Here is a 19,094-nt window from a genome sequence, read left to right on the forward strand (position 1 = left end):
AATATAATTTATTATTAGAGTATGACAAGTTTTTCGATTTTTTCAACTTGTTTATTTAAACGTTCAGATCTCACTTTTAGTTTGTAGACATAGACTCCTTTTCCAATTTTGTCTCCAAAATCATCTCTTCCATCCCAAACAATATCCTTTGAAAGTGAACTGGTCACTTTACCTCCTCCGGAAGTTTGACCATTTAAAGTTCGCACCAATTTTCCTGAAACAGTAAATATTTGTACTGAAACGTCTAAAACATCAGAACTATTGTGGTTAAACCAAAATTCTGTATAATCAATAAACGGATTAGGGTAGTTTAATACATTAGTAATGACTAACTCTTCATCTTTATCTCTGACATTAAATTCTATTTGACTCGTTGACGAATTATTATAAACATCCCAAGCCTTTACCGTTAATGTATGAATACCAGGTTCTAAATCTCTAAAAGGATAACTTAACTTTCCGTTTTTATAATCATCAACATTAGCCTCATAATAATCGTTGAGAACAAATGGATTGGTTTCATCATCATCTATTATTGCTGTAATATCATGTCCAATTCCGCTCGCAGTATTTATACCATTATCGTCTTGAAGTCTTGCAATAAGGGATGGTTGTTCGTTTGTAATTCCGCCAGAAACAAAATTTTCATCATTCATAAAAAGGTTAATGACAGGACCGATATTATCTTCTTCAGCATTTTCATTAATACCTCCTACTTGAATATCAAAACTATAGCCTGATTTATCATCTAGTATATTATCCTGTTTTGAGTAAAAACCAACTTTCCCTTGACCTACAGGAATACCAATATCTCTTGGCACAACAAACTCAAAATCAAACTTACCATTAGTGACTGTAGCTTGACCTTTAAAGATAGTTTCTCCTAACGTTTTAAAATCTAATATGACATCGTCACCATTATCGTTTCCAAGCGTTTGTCTATCAATTTCTTTATCTAAAACAGTGGCAGTAAGTATCCCATTATAATTAGATAAAAAGGTCCCCGAAGAATCATATACTTCCCCAGACATTTTAATTCTGTCTAAAGCTTTCAAAGGTCCTGTTTGCTCCGCTACAGGAAGATCATTTACAGCTGTTAAACGAATTTCTGGCTTTGCAATTGATAATTTCATTGCAGGATCACCTATAAAAAATATAAGCGATTTTTGATTTATCCCAGCAACAGATGGATCGTTTTTAGTCAACCTTAAAGCTTCTGCCATGGTTGGATAATCATTAGATCCAAAATTAAATAAATATGCGTCTAACTCTTCATTTACGGTTACACCAACAGTCACAAATATTTGTCGCGTTGTAGTAATTAATGCTATAGCTCCTCCTTCTTTGTTCCAGTAGGTAAATTCTCCAGCAGTTTGCCTTTGTGGGTTATCAAATTTGGTAAACTCACAAGTTACTGTGACAAATAAGTTAAACTTACATAAATTTCTGATCTCTTGGGCATCTACCTTTGTGAAAATACGTTCACCTGCTAAACCATCTTCTCCTCCGTGACCAAAATAGTTGACTACAAGTGCTCCAACTTCTAATGCGTTTTTAACGGCTTCATTTACTGCTGGATACCTTTGTCCACTTGCTGTAGATTGTTGTTGATAAGAATCTGTATGAATTTTAGTAACGTTCATAAAAGGTTTTTCATCTGTTATTCGGTTTGCTATTTCATCTGTCGTATTTTGTAATATAAACTCCCAACTAGCATTATCTACATCGTCAGAAATTGTTATAATATTGTTTCTCCAGCTGCCATAAGCCTCTTCACCATAATAGCCTTCAATTTTATCTACCAAATCTTTAGCACGTTGAGGAGTATCTGCTAATATTCTTCCCACAGCAATATCTAATCGCTCTTCCTCTTCCATCTCTCCCTCGTTATCGTCCATCATACCATAAAAATCATCTGAGATAAATGAGGATACCAAACTAAAACTTTCTGTAGAGTTCCAGGTAGGAACTATGTTAGTATTGTTAGAAATTCTATTTTTATAATCGTAAGAAGCATCTCCGAACAAACATAAATATTTTAATCGTTTACTTGGATCACTTGCATTTTTATATACATACTGCACCATATTTCTAATAGCTGCGACATCCTGCTTACCAGAACTAAATTCCTGATATATCTCATTAAGTGTTAACACCTTAACCTTTAAATTATATTTATCTCTATTTATTTGAGCTAACCTTTCAGCTTGAGACACATAGCTATTATTAGCAATAATTATATAATCTACATCTTGAAACTGGCCTTGCGCATTTAAAAAAACGGTTCCCTTAATATCTTGATTACTTACACTTGAAGTAGCATCGCGTAATGGCTGGAAATAATCTGAATTGGTTACCGTAGTATATTTTTTTGCTGAACCAGAAACATCTTTGAAAGTTAAATTAGAATTTTGATCACTGTTTGATACTGACTTGACATTATACTTATCTGTTATATCCCAAACCTCTTGAACATTCGTAGCATTCCCTACCTTATATTGGACAATACCTGGATTAAGAACAACTTCATCATTCTTGAAGATAAATTGAGTCCCGTCAAAAATCAACTCTCTAGTCGCTTCAATAGAAACATAATCCAAATAGCCTTGAGTAGATGGGTTACCATTATTATTGTAAATTAATTTAACCGTAACTGCTGGAGACGCTAACAATATCTCATTTTGAAACGACCCTGCAGTGGCAAGAATTGCGTCAGTAGCAACAGCAAAGCCTAAAGTACCTTCTAATGTTCCATTTAAAACAACTTGCATGCTACTTGCGGTAGTTTCACTAACCCCAGCTCCTAATACTTTTACTTTAGCCGGTATTGTAGTCACTAAATTAGGAAAATTAAAAGTAAAGCTTTGTTCATTTTCAACATCAAATCGTTCGCCAAACCATCGTCTTCCGATTTTTCCTAAATTATTTTCATCCACTTCATGAAATTGGTAATCTTGAAAGGTTGTTATTTCTAACGATGCTTCACCCTCTGGCTGATTTAGTGGAGTTATACGTTTTCCGAAGGTCCCTTGAGTGCTGATATAATAATAAGACTTGTCTGCATACAAATTTACATTTGTATCACTCTCTTGATTATATTCATTAGGTCCTTCAGCGTAAAACAAGATATAATCATTATCGTTAAACACACCATCTCCTTCTCCAATAAAGTGAATTGCATTCTCTTGCAAATCATTAGGAGCAGGCTCACTATTTGATAAGGGAAGCATAGAGCCACCATTACCAAAAAGTTTAAGAGTTCTTGGATCTACATTAGTATTTACACCCATTGAATTTAAAAAACTCTTACTTATTTTAAAAACCCCTGATTGTTCAACATAAAAACGATGCCACTGCCCAGAACTCAGTACCGAACTTACAATCTCTTGATTGTTTAAGTTGGTTCTGTTTGCAGCACCACCATATTCATAATCTATTGTAAAGGATGTGATTTTTTTATAAATGCCTCTGTCGTTTATTATAGGCGTAATTTCTAAATATGCAGATATATTGTCTCTATCTATAGCATTTTTCAATTTAACTTTAGGTGTCTTTGGTATTGTAGACAGCGGTAAATCTTTTAATTCTGAAAGACTTATAGTTGTATATAAAACTTGACTCAGTTCAACTGAATTTTCGTCTATATATGTCGACTCTTCCCATTGAGAAAAAAAAGTAATCCCTTTTTTATAAGTAAAACTAAAATGCTTTTTGTTAAACGCAGGAATTTCAATATTAGAATTAGACGTTTCAAAAACCCTGGTAGTGCCCCAATTAATATCAAATTGTTTTTGTTGTGCATGACCAAAAAAGGCAGCGAAAAGTAGAAGTAATAGTAAATATTTTTTCATAGTTAAATAACGTCTATAAAGTCGTGATATTATTTAGTCCGATTTTTTTATTCAAAATTACAACAATAATTGATTTAATCGTTCGTTATTAAAGACAAAATACATCGATAAACTGGTCAAAAGTCCGTTGTTATGCTCGAAAAAGAGGATGAAATGCAGTTTTTTTTACATGATTTCCGTAAAAAGTGTTGTAAGTTTACCTTTAATTACTATATTGCGTCTCTAAATTTAAATTAGCTTACTTAAAAAGTATGGATATGAAAAACATCTTAAACCTAAGGATACTATTAGCCCTAGTTGTATCTTTAACAATTGTTAGCTGTAGTAGAAACTCTTCAAAAAACACGTCAAGAGCTACAGGATGGAAAATCAACGATAAAAATGGTGGTTTCCAATACAACGACCAATTCCAAGAACAAGAAACTGCTCCGGGATTAGTCTTCGTAGAAGGTGGAACTTTTACAATGGGTAAAGTACAGGATGATGTTATGCACGATTGGAACAACTCTCCAAATCAGCAACACATTCAATCCTTTTATATCGATGAAAGCGAAGTGACTAACCTCATGTACTTACAATATTTAGATTGGTTAAAAAGTGTTTACCCACCAGAAGAAGAAAACTTCAGATTAATATACGAAGGCGCACTTCCAGATACATTAGTATGGCGAAATCGATTGGGCTACGCTGAGATGATGACAGAAAACTATCTACGTCATCCAGGTTATGGCGAATATCCTGTTGTAGGAGTTAGTTGGATTCAAGCTGTAGAATTTGCCAGCTGGAGAACCGACCGCTATAATGAACTAAACCTCGAAGGCGCTGGTTATATTGAAAGAGATGCTAAATTAACACCAACTGCTGACAGTAACTTTAATACTGACACCTATATTAACGCACCTTCTTTAACCTATGGAGGTAATGATTCTATAATTAATCCAGGTAAATCCAGACGTAGAGCTCAAACAAATGCAGCTGGAGATACAATTAACCAATATGCACGCAGAGAATCTGGTCTTATATCACCAGACTATAGACTTCCAACAGAAGCTGAATGGGAATATGCGGCTCTGGGAATGAGTGAATTAAGAAGCTTTAACGTTTATAGAGGACGTAAAAAATACCCATGGGATGGACAATACACAAGATCTGGAAAACGTAAAACTAAAGGTGATCAATTAGCCAATTTTAAACAAGGTAAAGGAGATTACGGTGGAATAGCGGGATGGTCTGATGACGGTGCAGATATTACTGCTCAAGTAATGTCATATGAGCCAAATGCTTACGGAATATATGATATGGCTGGTAATGTAGCCGAATGGGTTTATGATGTTTACAGACCTATAGTTGATGACGAATTTAACGATTTCAACTACGTCAGAGGAAATGTATATTATAAAAATGCAATCAACGAAGATGGTACAGTTAAAGTCATCACTCCAGATGAAATTGTATATGATACTTTAAGCAATGGTAGAATAGTTGCAAGAAATTTACCAGGTGAAATTGCACAAGTTAGTGTTGATGAGAATGAAACATATTTAAGACCTAACTTTAGTAAAAGTGACAATAGAAACTTTAGAGATGGAGACACACAATCCTCCCGCCTATATGCTGAAAGTTTTGATGAAGACGCTGATGATGGAAAGAGTGCAACACGTGAAATGTATAACTCTCCAAAGCATAATGTGAAAAGAGATTCTTTAGGAAACCTAATAAAAAAATATGATACCTCTAACCAAAGAACATCTTTAATTAACGACGAGGCTAGAGTATATAAAGGTGGTTCATGGAGAGATAGAGCATACTGGATAGATCCAGCACAACGTAGATATTTCCCACAAGATATGGCTACAGACTATATTGGATTTAGATGTGCAATGTCTAGAGTAGGTTCAAAATCTCAAGGAGCGAAGAAAAGAAATTAATTTTTTTTTAAAAAATAAATTTAAAGTCCTAATCATTACGATTAGGACTTTTTTATTACATTTATTCCATGACAATAGAAACACTACATGAGCATTTTCTAAACTGTAAAGTTGTTTGTACAGACACTAGAAATATTTCTGAAAATTGCATGTTTTTTGCGCTGCAAGGCGGGAATTTTAACGGTAATAAATTTGCAGAAGATGCCATTAAAAATGGTGCTTCATTTGCTGTAATAGATGATATTGAATACAAAATCAGTGATCAATACCTCATGGTTGACGATGTACTTATCGCTTTACAAAACTTAGCTTTATTTCATCGGAAACATCTAAATACTACTATTATCTCACTTACAGGTAGCAATGGTAAAACAACAACCAAGGAGCTCATCAACGCTGTACTTTCTAAGAAATATAAGACGACAGCTACCAAAGGAAATTTAAATAATCATATTGGCGTGCCTTTAACACTGTTAAGTATGAACAATACGACAGAGATTGGTATTGTAGAAATGGGTGCTAACCATCAAAAAGAGATTCAATTTCTTAGCAATATAGCTTTGCCAGATTATGGATTGATTACTAACTTTGGTAAAGCGCACCTTGAGGGATTTGGTAGTATTGAAGGCGTGATCAAAGGCAAATCAGAACTCTACCAACATTTAAAAATAAATAGGAAAATAATTTTTGTCAACCAGAAAGACGAACTACAGATTAAACAAGTGGGAGCATACGATCGTATTGAAGTATTTGGCTCTCAAACACAGTTATTAGCATCTCAACCCTACCTCTCGCTCAACTACAAGAACCAAACTATAAAAAGCCACCTCACGGGCTCCTATAATTATAACAACGTCTGTGTCGCAATTGGTTTGGGTGAATACTTCAAGGTATCGACAAAAGATATTGTAGACGCCATAGAAAATTATATTCCCAGTAATAATCGTTCTCAAATTGTAAATCAAAATGGCCATCAAATAATTCTAGATGCATACAATGCAAATCCATCTAGTATGCTTGCTGCATTATCGAACTTTAATCAACTTAATAATGAAAATAAGGTTGTGATTTTGGGAGATATGTTTGAGTTAGGCAAAACTGCTCCAGAAGAACATCAACACATTTCAGACTACACAAGCGACTTAAAATTAGAGAATGCAATTTTTGTAGGAGAGAACTTTTATAATATCAAATCTAAAAACAACAATAGCAACTATTTTAAATCGTTTGAAGATCTCAATGCTCACTTCAGTAATTTCAATTTTAAACATCAGTTATTCCTAATAAAAGGATCGCGAGGTATGGCATTAGAGCGTGTGCTAAATTTGATTTAAGAAAAATAACTAATTACTAAAGTGATTTCGTTAATCACGATAGAAATAACTTATGCAAATAGTGTACTTAATTTACTCAAACATATTAAGTCTTTTTGTTATTTAGAATTTGTTTGAGTTTACAACTTCCAAATTCAGAAAAACAAAAAGCCTGATTTACCAATTGGCGAATCAGGACTCTGCTTAGTGTGGGTCATACTGGATTCGAACCAGTGACTTCCACGTTGTCGACGTGACACTCTGAACCAACTGAGTTAATGACCCCTATTTAAGTTGTTAAAGATAAGGTTTCTTTAGTAGATTTATAAGAATTAGATTTTACTTTATTGAATTTTTTAACACTTCAAGATGTCTTATAAAATTATAGATAGTACCTCTTCTAATACAACTCCAATGTGCCTTAGCACATACTAGTATTTTAATTTTCAATGATGTATTTACCTTTTAGTTTATAAACGAGTGAATCAGATAATCCCATTTGAAACCTCTTGCACTAATACAATTCCAAATCAGTTATGCGACTCCAGGAATATTTGTTTTATAATCTGTTCTAAACTACTCTAACGCAGTTCTTTTTTAAAACAAAAATTCCGATTTGTTAAAACAAATCGGAATTACAATTAGTGTGGGCAATGAGGGATTCGAACCCCCGACCCCCTCGGTGTAAACGAGGTGCTCTGAACCAACTGAGCTAATTGCCCTAATTATTGGACTGCAAATATAGTCTAGATTTTTAATTACCAAAAGCTTTTTTCAAAAAAAATATAAATAATTTTCAAAGGCCCTGATTACCAAAAAAATAAAATTATTTCTCATGCTAAATATTACTTTAATACATACATTTTAATGAAATTTAATGACAGCACTATTTCATTTTTACACGACCTCTGCGACTACAAAAGTACTTCCGCCAACGTAAATTAAATCTTCAGGGTTTGCGACCATTTTAGCCGCGTCTAGTGCCATCTTTACAGAGTTGTACGCTTTACCTTTAAAACCTTCTCGAATGAAATAATGTTTTAAAATTTCAGCATCTAAACCTCTAGGAACATTAGGTTTACAAAAATAATATGTTGCTTCTTTTGGTAGTAATGGCAAAATAGAATCAACATCTTTATCATTAACAACGCCAAATACCATATGTAGTTTATTATAGTTTTCTTGAGCTAATTGCTTAACAATATAAGTTAGAGCTTCCTTATTATGAGCAGTATCACAAATAACTTTAGGTTCTAATTGTAATACTTGCCAACGCCCTTTTAAGCCTGTGTTTTTAATGACATTTTGTAATCCTTTTTTTATATTTTCCTCGGAAACATTAAAACTTTTTTTACCTAAAACTCTTAAAGCACTAGTTGCTGTCTTAATATTATGTTTTTGATAACTTCCTTTTAAATCACTCGTATAATTAGAATTAAAATCCTCTGCAAAATAAATATCAGAAGCATTAGCTTTAGCTATATCCAAAAAAACAGCTTTGGTCTCTTCTTGCGTTTCTCCGATAACTACAGGTATACTAGACTTAATAATTCCTGCTTTTTCTTTAGCGATAGCCTCATAAGTTGATCCTAAAAACTGAGTGTGATCAAAACCAATATTAGTAATAACTGAAACTTCTGGAAGGATAATATTTGTAGAATCTAAACGACCTCCAAGGCCAACCTCAATCACTGCAATATCGACATGTTGTCTCGCGAAATAATCAAAAGACATACCAACGGTCATTTCAAAAAAAGACAACTGATGTTGCTCAAAAAAAACTCTATTGCGTTTTATAAAGCCAATAACAAATTGTTTGTTAACCTCTTTGCCATTAATTTTAATACGCTCTCTAAAATCTCTTAAGTGTGGAGAAGTATACAAACCAACTTTATAACCAGCCTCTTGTAATACCGAAGCCAACATGTGACTTGTAGAACCTTTACCATTAGTTCCTGCAACGTGAATACTCTTAAATTTACGCTCAGGATTTTTTAAGTGATTGGAAAGAAGTAGCGTATTTGATAAGTCTTTTTTAAAAGCAGTCTTCCCTTGGTTCTGATACATAGGCAACTGCTTAAACATCCAGCTTACTGTATCTTGATAATTCATTTTAATTGGGAGAAAAATTCACAACCACTTTGCCAAACTGTCTAGCAGGTGCTTCTGACTTAACTGGCCATTTGTAAGATTTTGCTATTTTTTCCGCTTGTTTTTTAAGACAATTAGTTACATTACTACTTCCTTTAGCGCCAGAAGTCGCTTCTATAACTTTACCGCTTCGGTCAACAACAATATCAACTACAATTTTTCCGTATTCATTTTCACAACCTTCAAACATCTTGAAATCAGGTTTCCCTCTTCCATTTAAACCATAGCCCACACCACCATTTCCAGTACCAGGAGTCCCTTGGTATGGTCCATATGGAGTTCCATCTAAATCACCTTTATCTCCTGGACCATCACCTGGACCTTCGCCTCCTATATCTGGACCTTCAGCATTTTTAACGCCTCCAATAAGCGCGTCTAGTTTATCCTTTTTATCTTGTTCTTCTTTTGCTTTCTTAGCTTCTACTTCTTTTCGTAATTTTTCTTTTCGGTCAGCATCTGCTTTTGCCTTAGCATCTGCTTTCGCTTTGGCTTCTTTTGCTTTTTTGATGGCTATAGCTTCCGCAGATTCATTAGTCATGACATCTTCTGCATTACTGCTTGCTTCAGTAGGTTTTGTAACCTCTTCAACTGTCTCTACCTGTTTTTCCTCCTTTACAATATCTTCATTAATTCTGGACTTAATTGGCTCTGTTGGCTGAATTTTGCCTGACCCCACTTCAGAGTTTCCAAAATTAATAGCGACACCATATTCTTCTGGTGGATCCATATAAGTATTTCCCATAACAAATAACAACAATACTAGAATGACTGCAATTAATGCCGTTATCTTTGCTGAATTTTGTTCGTGTTTGGTTTCTAAATACTTCATCTAATACTTTTTTTTTGCAATACTTTACCAATGGAGCAAGATGTATTCCGAAGAAAAAATGAGTTTTAATTATTCGGCTTTACTGCTAAAATAACCTTGAACTTATTTCTATTAGCAATATCCATGACCATTACAACATGCTCAACAGGAACAGATTTCTCTGCTCGTAACACTACTGTTGGCTCATCTTGTTTTGATAATAAAGAAATCAATTCGCTTTCTAAAACACTTTCTCCTACTCGTTTTTGATCAATATAATAGGTCAAATCTTTCTTTATACTAACCGCAACTGATTTTTTGTTTTCAGTTTTACCACTGGCTGTTGGTAATAAAATATCAATAGCACTAGTGGTTACTAATGTTGAAGCTATCATAAAAAATATCAATAACAGGAACACAATATCTGTCATTGACGACATATTGAACTCAGGTGTTACTTTATTTCTTCCTCTTAAATTCATTAAATAGGCTCGTTTAAGTGATCTAAAAACTCTAAAGAATTCGCCTCCATTTGATATACGACTTTATCTGTCTTAACGACTAGGTGATTATAAGCCATATAGGCAACAATACCTACAATAAGACCAGCAACAGTTGTTGTCATCGCCGTATATAAACCACTTGCAAGAACATCCATTTGTATTGTACCTCCTGCATTGGCAAGTTCAAAAATCGCTAAAATCATTCCCACTACAGTTCCCAGAAATCCAATCATTGGAGCTACACCAGAAATTGTTGCTAGAATACTCACGTTTTTTTCTAATCCGTATATTTCTAATCGACCTGCATTTTCAATAGCGGTATTAATATCTTCTAGAGGTTTACCAATACGTGTAATTCCTTTATTGATAAGTCTTGACACTGGAGAATTAACTTGCGCGCATAACATTTGAGCAGAATCAATTTTACCATTACTAACATGGTCCTTAATTTGATTCATAAAGTTAGAATCTATTTGTGAAGCCGCTTTTATAGCAAACAATCGTTCAAAATAAATATAGATTGCAAATATGAGCATCACAAATAAAATAGCTATAATTACTTGACCCGCTAAACCACCACTACTAATTAATTCTATAATTGATAATGTTTTTTCTACTGGTTCTCCATCTGTTAAGACATCTACTCCATCTTGAATATTACTTTGTAATACCATATTAAAAAAATTGAAAATTAATTTTAACTATTGTAATAACGATTGTTTTCTATTGAAAGTATATAATACCAATTACAACTTAAAATAAACTTGGTACAATTAAAAAATTGTTCTTGTAAACATAAAGACAACAGCCCCAGCTAAGAAACCTATTAATGCTAACCATGATATTTTTTTAAGATACCAGAAAAAATCAATTTTCTCCATTCCCATTGCTACAACACCTGCAGCAGAACCAATAATTAACATAGATCCTCCTGTCCCCGCAGAATAGGCTATAAAATGCCAAAGTTCATTATCCATTGGCTCTGAAAACATGCCTAAACTCGCTGCTACTAAGGGTACATTATCAATAATCGCTGATCCTACTCCTAACAGTAATACTACCAAATCTGAAACACCTCCATGATGTAATTCTGTTCCTAACATTGGCATTTTATCCTGTAATGTTCCCGCAAAACCAAATAAGATTCCTAAAGACTCAAGTGCGGCGACAGCCATTAATATTCCGAGGAAAAACAAAATACTTGGTAACTCAATTTTTGATAGCGAATGATGAACAGGACTATGGTGAGCGTGTTCTTCATGTTCATCAGAATCCAAACCAGAAATACTAAATTTTGAATTACTATAGATTTCTGCAAAAATTGCGACCACACCCAATGCCAACATCATACCTACATAAGGTGGTAGATGGGTTATTGTTTTAAAAATTGGTACAGAAACAATACCTCCTAATCCAAGATATAGCATTGTAGAGCTAAATTTACTTTTAGGCTTATCTGAATCTTCATCACTTGTTTGATCCAAATCACCTTTAAATGCTGGTAGAAACGAAGCGATAAAATAAGGAACTAACATACATACAAGAGATGGTAAGAACAAATAAACAAACAAATGACCTGTTGTCACTTTTTTACCAATCCATAGCATAGTTGTCGTTACATCACCAATTGGAGACCACGCTCCACCTGCATTTGCAGCAATAATAATCAAACCTGCATACCAAATACGAACATTTCTATCAAAGACCAATTTTTGCAGAATAGAAATTAATACTATCGTTGCTGTTAAATTGTCTATAATCGCAGACAAGAAAAATGCTAAAAATCCAAAAATCCAAAGTATTCTCTTTTTACTTTTTGTTTTGATAAAACCTTTAATTGTTGCAAATCCATCAAAGTAATCAATGATTTCAACGATGGTCATTGCTCCTAACAAAAAGACTAAAATCTCAGCAGTTTTACCTAGATGATGTAGTAACGTTTCCTCCATCCAGTGCATTTTGCTTTCATGCCCTAACTCTGAAAACCCTTCTACAAGTCCATGACTAGCCGAATCGAACCATTGCGGAAAAGAATCTATCCCTAAAGAAATTAATGCCCAACTTATAGCCATCATAACTAAGGCTGGTATTAATTTATCGATTTTTATACTGTGTTCAACAGTAATGGCTAGATAGCCTAAAACAAATACTAATATTATTATGGTTTCCATAAAGTGAATGGTTAGGTTATACTAATTGTGTTAAAGCAATCTCAAAAGCGGTGGCACTTATGCCTGTTTTTGTTTGATTTTTATCGTAAACTCTTTGAATTGCTTTTCTAATAGTCTCTGACGTATCATTAAAAATAGCTTCATCTGTCATTTGTACTTTTCGTTCCATAAAATAAGCAAAAACTCTAGCCATACCACAGTTTGAAATAAAATCTGGTATAAGGCTAACTTTATTATCGGTATGCTCCATAATGCTTCCAAAGAAAATCTCTTTATCTGCAAAAGGCACATTTGCTCCGCACGAAATTACTTCTAAGCCTGTGCCAATCATGTGATCAATTTGGTCTTGAGTTATCAATCTTGAAGCCGCACATGGCGCGAATATTTCGGTCTTTAAAGACCATATTTTTTCATTTATTTCTGAAAACGGAATGAGATGATCACTCACTAAAGTATTTCCTGCTTTGGCAAGATAAAGCGCAGTGATTTCTTCAAAAGTAAATCCATCTTCTTTTATTAGACCTCCAACAATATCAATAATCCCAACAACCTTAGCTCCCATTTGAGACAAATAAAAGGCTGCTGCAGCACCTACATTTCCAAAGCCTTGAACTATTGCTCGCTTACCGACTATAGAATCTCCGTGAACATCATAAAAATGTTTTGCAGCTTCTGCAACTCCAAAACCAGTAATCATATCTGCGACCGTATACTTTCTAACTACACTTGGTGAATATTGAGGGTTTTCAATCACCTTAATAACACCATGTCGTAATTGACCTATGCGATTAATTTTGTCTGCTGGTGTTGGTTTAAAGTGACCTTCAAAAACACCTTCTTGAGGATGCCACACGCCGCTTTCCTCAGTAATTGGGATTACTTCATGTATTTCATCAACATTTAAGTCACCACCAGTACCATAATAACTTTTAAGTAAAGGAGAAACTGCCTTATACCAACGCTCTAAAACGCCTTTTTTCCTTGGATCTTTTGGATCAAAGTTTATTCCGGATTTTGCACCTCCAATTGCTGGACCAGAGACCGTAAACTTGACTTCCATGGTCTTTGCAAGTGATAGAACTTCATTTATATCAAGTCCTACACGCATTCTAGTTCCTCCACCAGCAGCCCCTCCTCTAAGAGAGTTAATGACAGTCCAACCTTCCGCTTCAGTTTCCGGATCTTTCCAATTAAAAATTATTTCTGGTGATTTGTTCTCGTATTTTTGTAGTAATTCTTTCATTTATATACTTTGAATCATTGATAACTTATTAAAAAAAGGGCATTGTAAATAACAGAATAGCTAGAGTTGATTCATTTATAAAAAATTTATATTAATTCGTCGTAACAAATATAAAAAACAATAAATCGCTTTATATTAATTTTAGTATATTTTTATGGATAATATATTGCTCCAGAAGAATGGTCACAATCTGCTCCCGTAACACTTGACAGGCAGTTCACTTCTCCTCTTAATTTCAAAATCCCCAAGAGTCCAAAAATTAAAGCCTCCTTAAATTCTATAATCTCATTTGAAGGCAGGATTAACTCAAAATCTTTTTGAGCTCTAATACGCTCCAAAAGGAAATTATTAAAAGATCCTCCCCCAGTAAATAAGACTTTAGAGTTTGTATTGAAAGCATTGGCTATTTGAACAGCAATATGTTCAACAAAGGTTCTTAATATATTTTCTTCGGAAATTTTCGATGATTCAAGTATTGGGAACACTTGTGATTCTACCCATTCTAAACCTAAAGATTTTGGTGGTTTATGAGCATAATAACTGATTTCATTCAGAAGTTTTAGTAGGCTGTGATCGACATTACCAGATTTAGCAATATCCCCTCCTTTATCATAATCGTAACCTAACTTTTTAGCAAAACGATTCATCACAATATTAACTGGACAGATATCGTAGGCAATTCGTTTATTATCTTCTTCGGAAGAAATATTAGCAAATCCGCCTAAATTAATACAATTGTCATACCCTGAAAACAATAAGCGATCACCAATTGGTACCAAAGGAGCTCCTTGTCCATTAAATTTCACATCCTGAATCCGAAAATCGCAAACAACAGTATTTCCAATTAATTTAGCCAATGACGGTAAATTCCCTATTTGATAGGTAAGATTGTCTTCTGGTTGATGCAACGCAGTATGTCCATGAGAACAAATAACATCCATGGTGTTAAGTTGATATTTCCGAAGAAAATCATTTATAACATCTGCTAAATAAATAGTATACTCTTCATCTATTATTTTAAGCGCCACTAGATTATAATTTACGAGATTTGAAAGTTTATCCTTCCAGATTTCTGGGTATGCAACCGTTTCAGCATTTCGAATTGTAAACGTCCATTTATTAGCAATTTCAAAAGTAATATGTGCTAAATCAATTCCATCCAAAGACGTACCTGACATTACGCCAATAATATTGTAACTGGATTTTATCATATTACGTAAAAATAACTATAACGATTGAAAATATCCCAATAAAGACTTATCTTTGATTTCATTTTTTATCAAATTAATTATTTAAATAAGACTATGGATTTTAGCTTAACCGAAGAACATATTATGATTCGCGACGCCGCTCGTGATTTTGCACAAACCGAATTACTTCCTGGCGTTGTAGAACGTGACAATGCACAAACTTTTCCTAATGAGTTAGTACGTAAAATGGGAGATCTTGGTTTTATGGGGATCATGGTAGATCCTAAATATGGCGGAAGCGGTATGGATGCAATTTCATATGTCCTAATCATGGAGGAACTATCAAAAATTGACGCCTCTGCATCTGTTATCGTATCGGTAAATAATTCTTTGGTATGTTATGGTATTGAAACTTATGGTAATGAAGAACAACGTCAAAAATATTTACCAAAACTAGCCACTGGAGAATTCGTTGGTGCTTTTTGCTTGAGTGAACCTGAAGCAGGAAGTGATGCAACATCTCAAGCAACAACTGCTATAGACAAGGGAGACCACTATGTTATTAATGGCACCAAAAACTGGATTACTAATGGCGGTAGAGGCGATGTTTACCTAGTAATAGCTCAAACAGACAGAGATAAAGGGCATAAAGGCATTAATGCTTTTATTGTTGAGAAAGGTGCAGAAGGATTTCATGTTGGTCCCAAAGAAGATAAGTTAGGAATTAGAGGAAGTGATACACATACCTTACAATTTAATGACGTAAAAGTTCCTAAAGAAAATAGAATTGGAGTGGACGGATTTGGATTTACTTTCGCTATGAAAACCTTATCTGGTGGACGTATCGGTATTGCTGCTCAAGCCCTAGGAATTGCCGCAGGAGGTTATGAATTAGCTCTTAAATACTCGAAGGTTCGTAAAGCTTTTGGCACTGAAATTTGCAACCATCAAGCTATTGCTTTTAAATTGGCAGATATGTATACCGAAATAGAGGCTGCTCGTATGTTGGTGATGAAAGCTGCTTGGGATAAAGACCAAGGTAATAACTATGATATGTCTAGTGCAATGGCCAAATTATATGCCAGTAAAGTAGCTATGGAACAAACGGTTGAAGCTGTACAAATACACGGTGGAAACGGATTTGTAAAAGAATATCATGTTGAACGTTTAATGCGTGATGCAAAGATTACTCAAATTTATGAGGGCACTTCGGAAATTCAAAAAATCGTGATTTCGAGAGGTGTGATTAAAGGATAAGTAATAGTTAACGTTATATATTGAAAAGCTTCGAAATTTATTTCGAAGCTTTTTCTAATTATTAAATAAGTGATCTAACATCAAACGTAATTCTCCAAACGTGTATTTATCATCTATTTGATGCTTTAAGTCCGAAAGATTTTCAAACTTCTGCTTTGGTATAATCGTTTTTAGTTCTTTGTAATGTTTTTCTGAAATTAAGTCAAGAATTTTTACTTCTCCAGAAGCTATAAAACTAGCCAAATGCCCTGTAATTGTAGTAATGTTTAAATCACGTTCTAAAGCTATTTGGGCTATTGGTTTTCCCGATGTAAATAATTCTAGCGATGTCCTATTAGTATCTCCTCTTTGTCGCTTAGGCTTGGGAGGCTCAAAAATATCAACATTTTTTACGGTCTCGATATCGTTTTCATCACAATAATCGCCAATCACTTTTAAAATCTTAGACCCATACTTTTCAACACGTGTTTTACCAAAACCGTTTACTTTTAGCAATTCAGTTTTATTAATTGGTAAAGTTTCACACATTTCATACAAAGATTTTTGATTAAAAATTTGATAATGAATTAAATCATTGTCATTGGCTATTGTATTTCTAAGTTCTCGAAGTAATTCAAATAACTCAACATTAGTTGTACCATCCATAACCGTTTTTCTAGATTTCTTTGGCGCTTCCTTAGCTAAAAAGACCGATTTAGCTCTTAATTCTAAAAACTCTATAACCTTAAAACCATCTGCCAGTCCCTTAAAATAGAATAGTTTCACAGCTAATAGCTCTTCAAATAAGTCTAAAGCCGTAGTCAATTCTTTTTCTACAGCCTTGTTATCTGTTGTAAAACTAAAGGTTTTGTAGGGCTCATTAATTTTAGAATTAAGTTGCACTTCATAATAATTTAAAGCTTTAGTAAAACGTGTTTGTATATCTTCACTAGACTCAGGGCTTTGATTTATTTGAGAAAGCTCACTTAATTGTGATTTAAAAGCATTCGCTACTTTAAGTAAATTAGCTATACAATCTTTAATTGAAATCATAGGTGATTCTACCCTCCCTTCTATACTTCCTCTGTTTTTATAGAACACATCAAGAATACGATTAACAGGATATAAAAATTTATAAAAATCAAAAACTTCGAAAATTAGGGCCAGTTGAAACTCCGACTTAGATTGGTTCAAGATCGTTTCATCTGGCTGATTCTGCTCAGCCATTTTATTAAACAAAATGACATTGCTATCACTTATAATTTGGCTAGAACTAATTCTACTCTTCAAAACCAAACCGTCCAGACTTTTACAACGACTTAACGCTACATAGGTTTGACCATGTGCAAACGCACCTTGAGCATCAATAATAGCCTTCTCAAAAGTTAAACCCTGACTTTTATGAATCGTAATTGCCCACGCTAAACGTAAAGGTATTTGTTTATACGACCCAATTTTATTTTCCGTAATTGCATTTGTATCTTTATCTACAGCGTAGTTTATATTATCCCATATTTCTGGAGACGTGATAATATTAAAATCGTCATCTGGACACTTTACAATAACTTCATCTTTATCTAATAGAATAATTTTTCCAATTTTACCATTAAAGTAGCGCTTTTCGACCGAACTATCATTTTTAATAAACATAACCTGAGCACCCACCTTTAACGTTAAATTTTCTTTGTTAGGATATGAGTATTCAGGAAACTTACCATCAATAGAAGCTTTATATGTAATCGCTTTTTTCTCTAATTTCTCTAATTCAAAATTATTAGTCCGTTCCGCTTTATTATTATGTGTTGTTAATGAAATATAACCTTCATCTTCATTAGGCGAAAAATCTGGCTGGAATCTTTTATTGAGTTCATCTGCCGAAGCTTGTGATAAAGAGTTTGTTCTAATCTCGTTTAGGATTTCAATAAACTTAGGATTATCTTGCCTATATATATGTTTAAGCTCTACTGTAATGGCTTCACATTCTTGAAAAGCCAAACTGCTAAAAAAGAAAGCATTATTATAAAACGGTTTTAATATTTGCCATTCGTTTTCTTTTACAACTGGAGATAATTGCTGTAAATCACCTATCATCAATAATTGGACACCACCAAACACCTGATCTCGGTTTCTAAATCTTCTCAAGGTTTTGTCGATACCATCCAACAAATCGGCACGAACCATACTAATTTCATCAATAACTAATAAATCCATAGATTTAATAATATTGATCTTTGTCTTACCGAATTTTCTATTGAACCCTCCAGAACCTTTTAAATCTTCATTAGGTAAAATTGGTCCAAAAGGAACTTGAAAAAAAGAATGTATTGTAACTCCCTTAGCATTAATAGCTGCAACACCAGTTGGCGCAACAACAACCATCCTCTTTAAGGATTTCATTTTAAGTCTATGTAAGAAAGTAGTTTTACCAGTACCTGCCTTACCAGTTAGAAATAAATTTCTATTAGTATTATTAATAAAATCCCAAGCTAAATCGATGTCTTTATTAGCACTCATATAATAATAATATTAATAATAAGAACCACGTTGTGAAGATAAAAAAAAGGAATACAAATAACTATAAAACATAAAAAACCCTTTCCATAAAACTATGAAAAGGGTTTCAAAAAAGGCGACGACCTACTCTCCCACAAATGCAGTACCATCGGCGCAAATGGGCTTAACTTCTCTGTTCGGAATGGT

General features: G+C 33.7%; 12 protein-coding genes and 2 tRNA genes. 3 read left to right on the forward strand and 11 right to left on the reverse strand.

The features are described 5' to 3' along the window. Positions 1 to 14 precede the first annotated feature (14 nt). Positions 15 to 3,851: a type IX secretion system sortase PorU gene (porU, locus tag ACJAZK_RS08315; RefSeq protein ID WP_415223534.1), complete on the reverse strand. Its 3,837-nt coding sequence runs from the start codon at positions 3,849 to 3,851 to the stop codon at positions 15 to 17. Positions 3,852 to 4,102: 251 nt separating this feature from the next. On the opposite strand from porU, the gene gldJ reads away from it, so the two are divergent. Next, positions 4,103 to 5,779 (forward strand): gliding motility lipoprotein GldJ, encoded by a 1,677-nt coding sequence (gene gldJ / locus ACJAZK_RS08320; RefSeq protein ID WP_415223535.1) that lies wholly within the window; start codon positions 4,103 to 4,105, stop codon positions 5,777 to 5,779. A gap of 68 nt (positions 5,780 to 5,847) precedes the next feature. Then, complete coding sequence (locus ACJAZK_RS08325) at positions 5,848 to 7,113, forward strand: UDP-N-acetylmuramoyl-tripeptide--D-alanyl-D-alanine ligase (RefSeq protein ID WP_415223536.1); 1,266 nt, start codon at positions 5,848 to 5,850, stop codon at positions 7,111 to 7,113. A 189-nt stretch (positions 7,114 to 7,302) separates the two neighbouring features. On the opposite strand, the gene ACJAZK_RS08330 is transcribed toward ACJAZK_RS08325, so the two are convergent. From ACJAZK_RS08330 to ACJAZK_RS08370, 9 genes are all read right to left on the reverse strand, one after another. Continuing rightward, positions 7,303 to 7,377 (reverse strand) — tRNA-Val (locus ACJAZK_RS08330). Positions 7,378 to 7,739: 362 nt separating this feature from the next. Beyond that, a tRNA-Val gene (locus ACJAZK_RS08335) sits at positions 7,740 to 7,814 on the reverse strand. 175 nt (positions 7,815 to 7,989) lie between these two features. Beyond that, a complete protein-coding gene (locus ACJAZK_RS08340) occupies positions 7,990 to 9,204 on the reverse strand; it encodes a bifunctional folylpolyglutamate synthase/dihydrofolate synthase (RefSeq protein WP_415223537.1) in 1,215 nt (404 codons plus the stop codon). Between the two features lies 1 nt (position 9,205). Continuing rightward, complete coding sequence (locus ACJAZK_RS08345) at positions 9,206 to 10,072, reverse strand: energy transducer TonB (RefSeq protein WP_415223538.1); 867 nt, start codon at positions 10,070 to 10,072, stop codon at positions 9,206 to 9,208. 65 nt (positions 10,073 to 10,137) lie between these two features. Then, complete coding sequence (locus ACJAZK_RS08350; protein ID WP_415223539.1) at positions 10,138 to 10,533, reverse strand: ExbD/TolR family protein; 396 nt, start codon at positions 10,531 to 10,533, stop codon at positions 10,138 to 10,140. Next, positions 10,533 to 11,228, reverse strand: a complete 696-nt coding sequence (locus ACJAZK_RS08355; RefSeq protein WP_415223540.1) for a MotA/TolQ/ExbB proton channel family protein — start codon at positions 11,226 to 11,228, stop codon at positions 10,533 to 10,535. Before ACJAZK_RS08355 ends, ACJAZK_RS08350 begins: the two co-directional genes overlap by 1 nt. A gap of 99 nt (positions 11,229 to 11,327) precedes the next feature. Beyond that, positions 11,328 to 12,725: a sodium:proton antiporter NhaD gene (gene nhaD / locus ACJAZK_RS08360; RefSeq protein ID WP_415223541.1), complete on the reverse strand. Its 1,398-nt coding sequence runs from the start codon at positions 12,723 to 12,725 to the stop codon at positions 11,328 to 11,330. Between the two features lie 16 nt (positions 12,726 to 12,741). Continuing rightward, positions 12,742 to 13,968, reverse strand: a complete 1,227-nt coding sequence (locus ACJAZK_RS08365; RefSeq protein WP_415223542.1) for a Glu/Leu/Phe/Val dehydrogenase dimerization domain-containing protein — start codon at positions 13,966 to 13,968, stop codon at positions 12,742 to 12,744. A gap of 152 nt (positions 13,969 to 14,120) precedes the next feature. After that, entirely contained in the window at positions 14,121 to 15,179 is a 1,059-nt protein-coding gene (locus ACJAZK_RS08370; protein WP_415223543.1) for an anhydro-N-acetylmuramic acid kinase, read from the reverse strand. A 93-nt stretch (positions 15,180 to 15,272) separates the two neighbouring features. Between ACJAZK_RS08370 and ACJAZK_RS08375 the strand changes: the two genes are divergently transcribed. Continuing rightward, a complete protein-coding gene (locus ACJAZK_RS08375) occupies positions 15,273 to 16,415 on the forward strand; it encodes an acyl-CoA dehydrogenase (protein WP_415223544.1) in 1,143 nt (380 codons plus the stop codon). A 54-nt stretch (positions 16,416 to 16,469) separates the two neighbouring features. On the opposite strand, the gene ACJAZK_RS08380 is transcribed toward ACJAZK_RS08375, so the two are convergent. Next, positions 16,470 to 18,908, reverse strand: a complete 2,439-nt coding sequence (locus ACJAZK_RS08380; protein ID WP_415223545.1) for a helix-turn-helix domain-containing protein — start codon at positions 18,906 to 18,908, stop codon at positions 16,470 to 16,472. Positions 18,909 to 19,094 lie beyond the last annotated feature (186 nt).

The sequence above is a fragment of the Psychroserpens sp. genome (assembly GCF_047633235.1).
Classification (GTDB): domain Bacteria; phylum Bacteroidota; class Bacteroidia; order Flavobacteriales; family Flavobacteriaceae; genus Psychroserpens.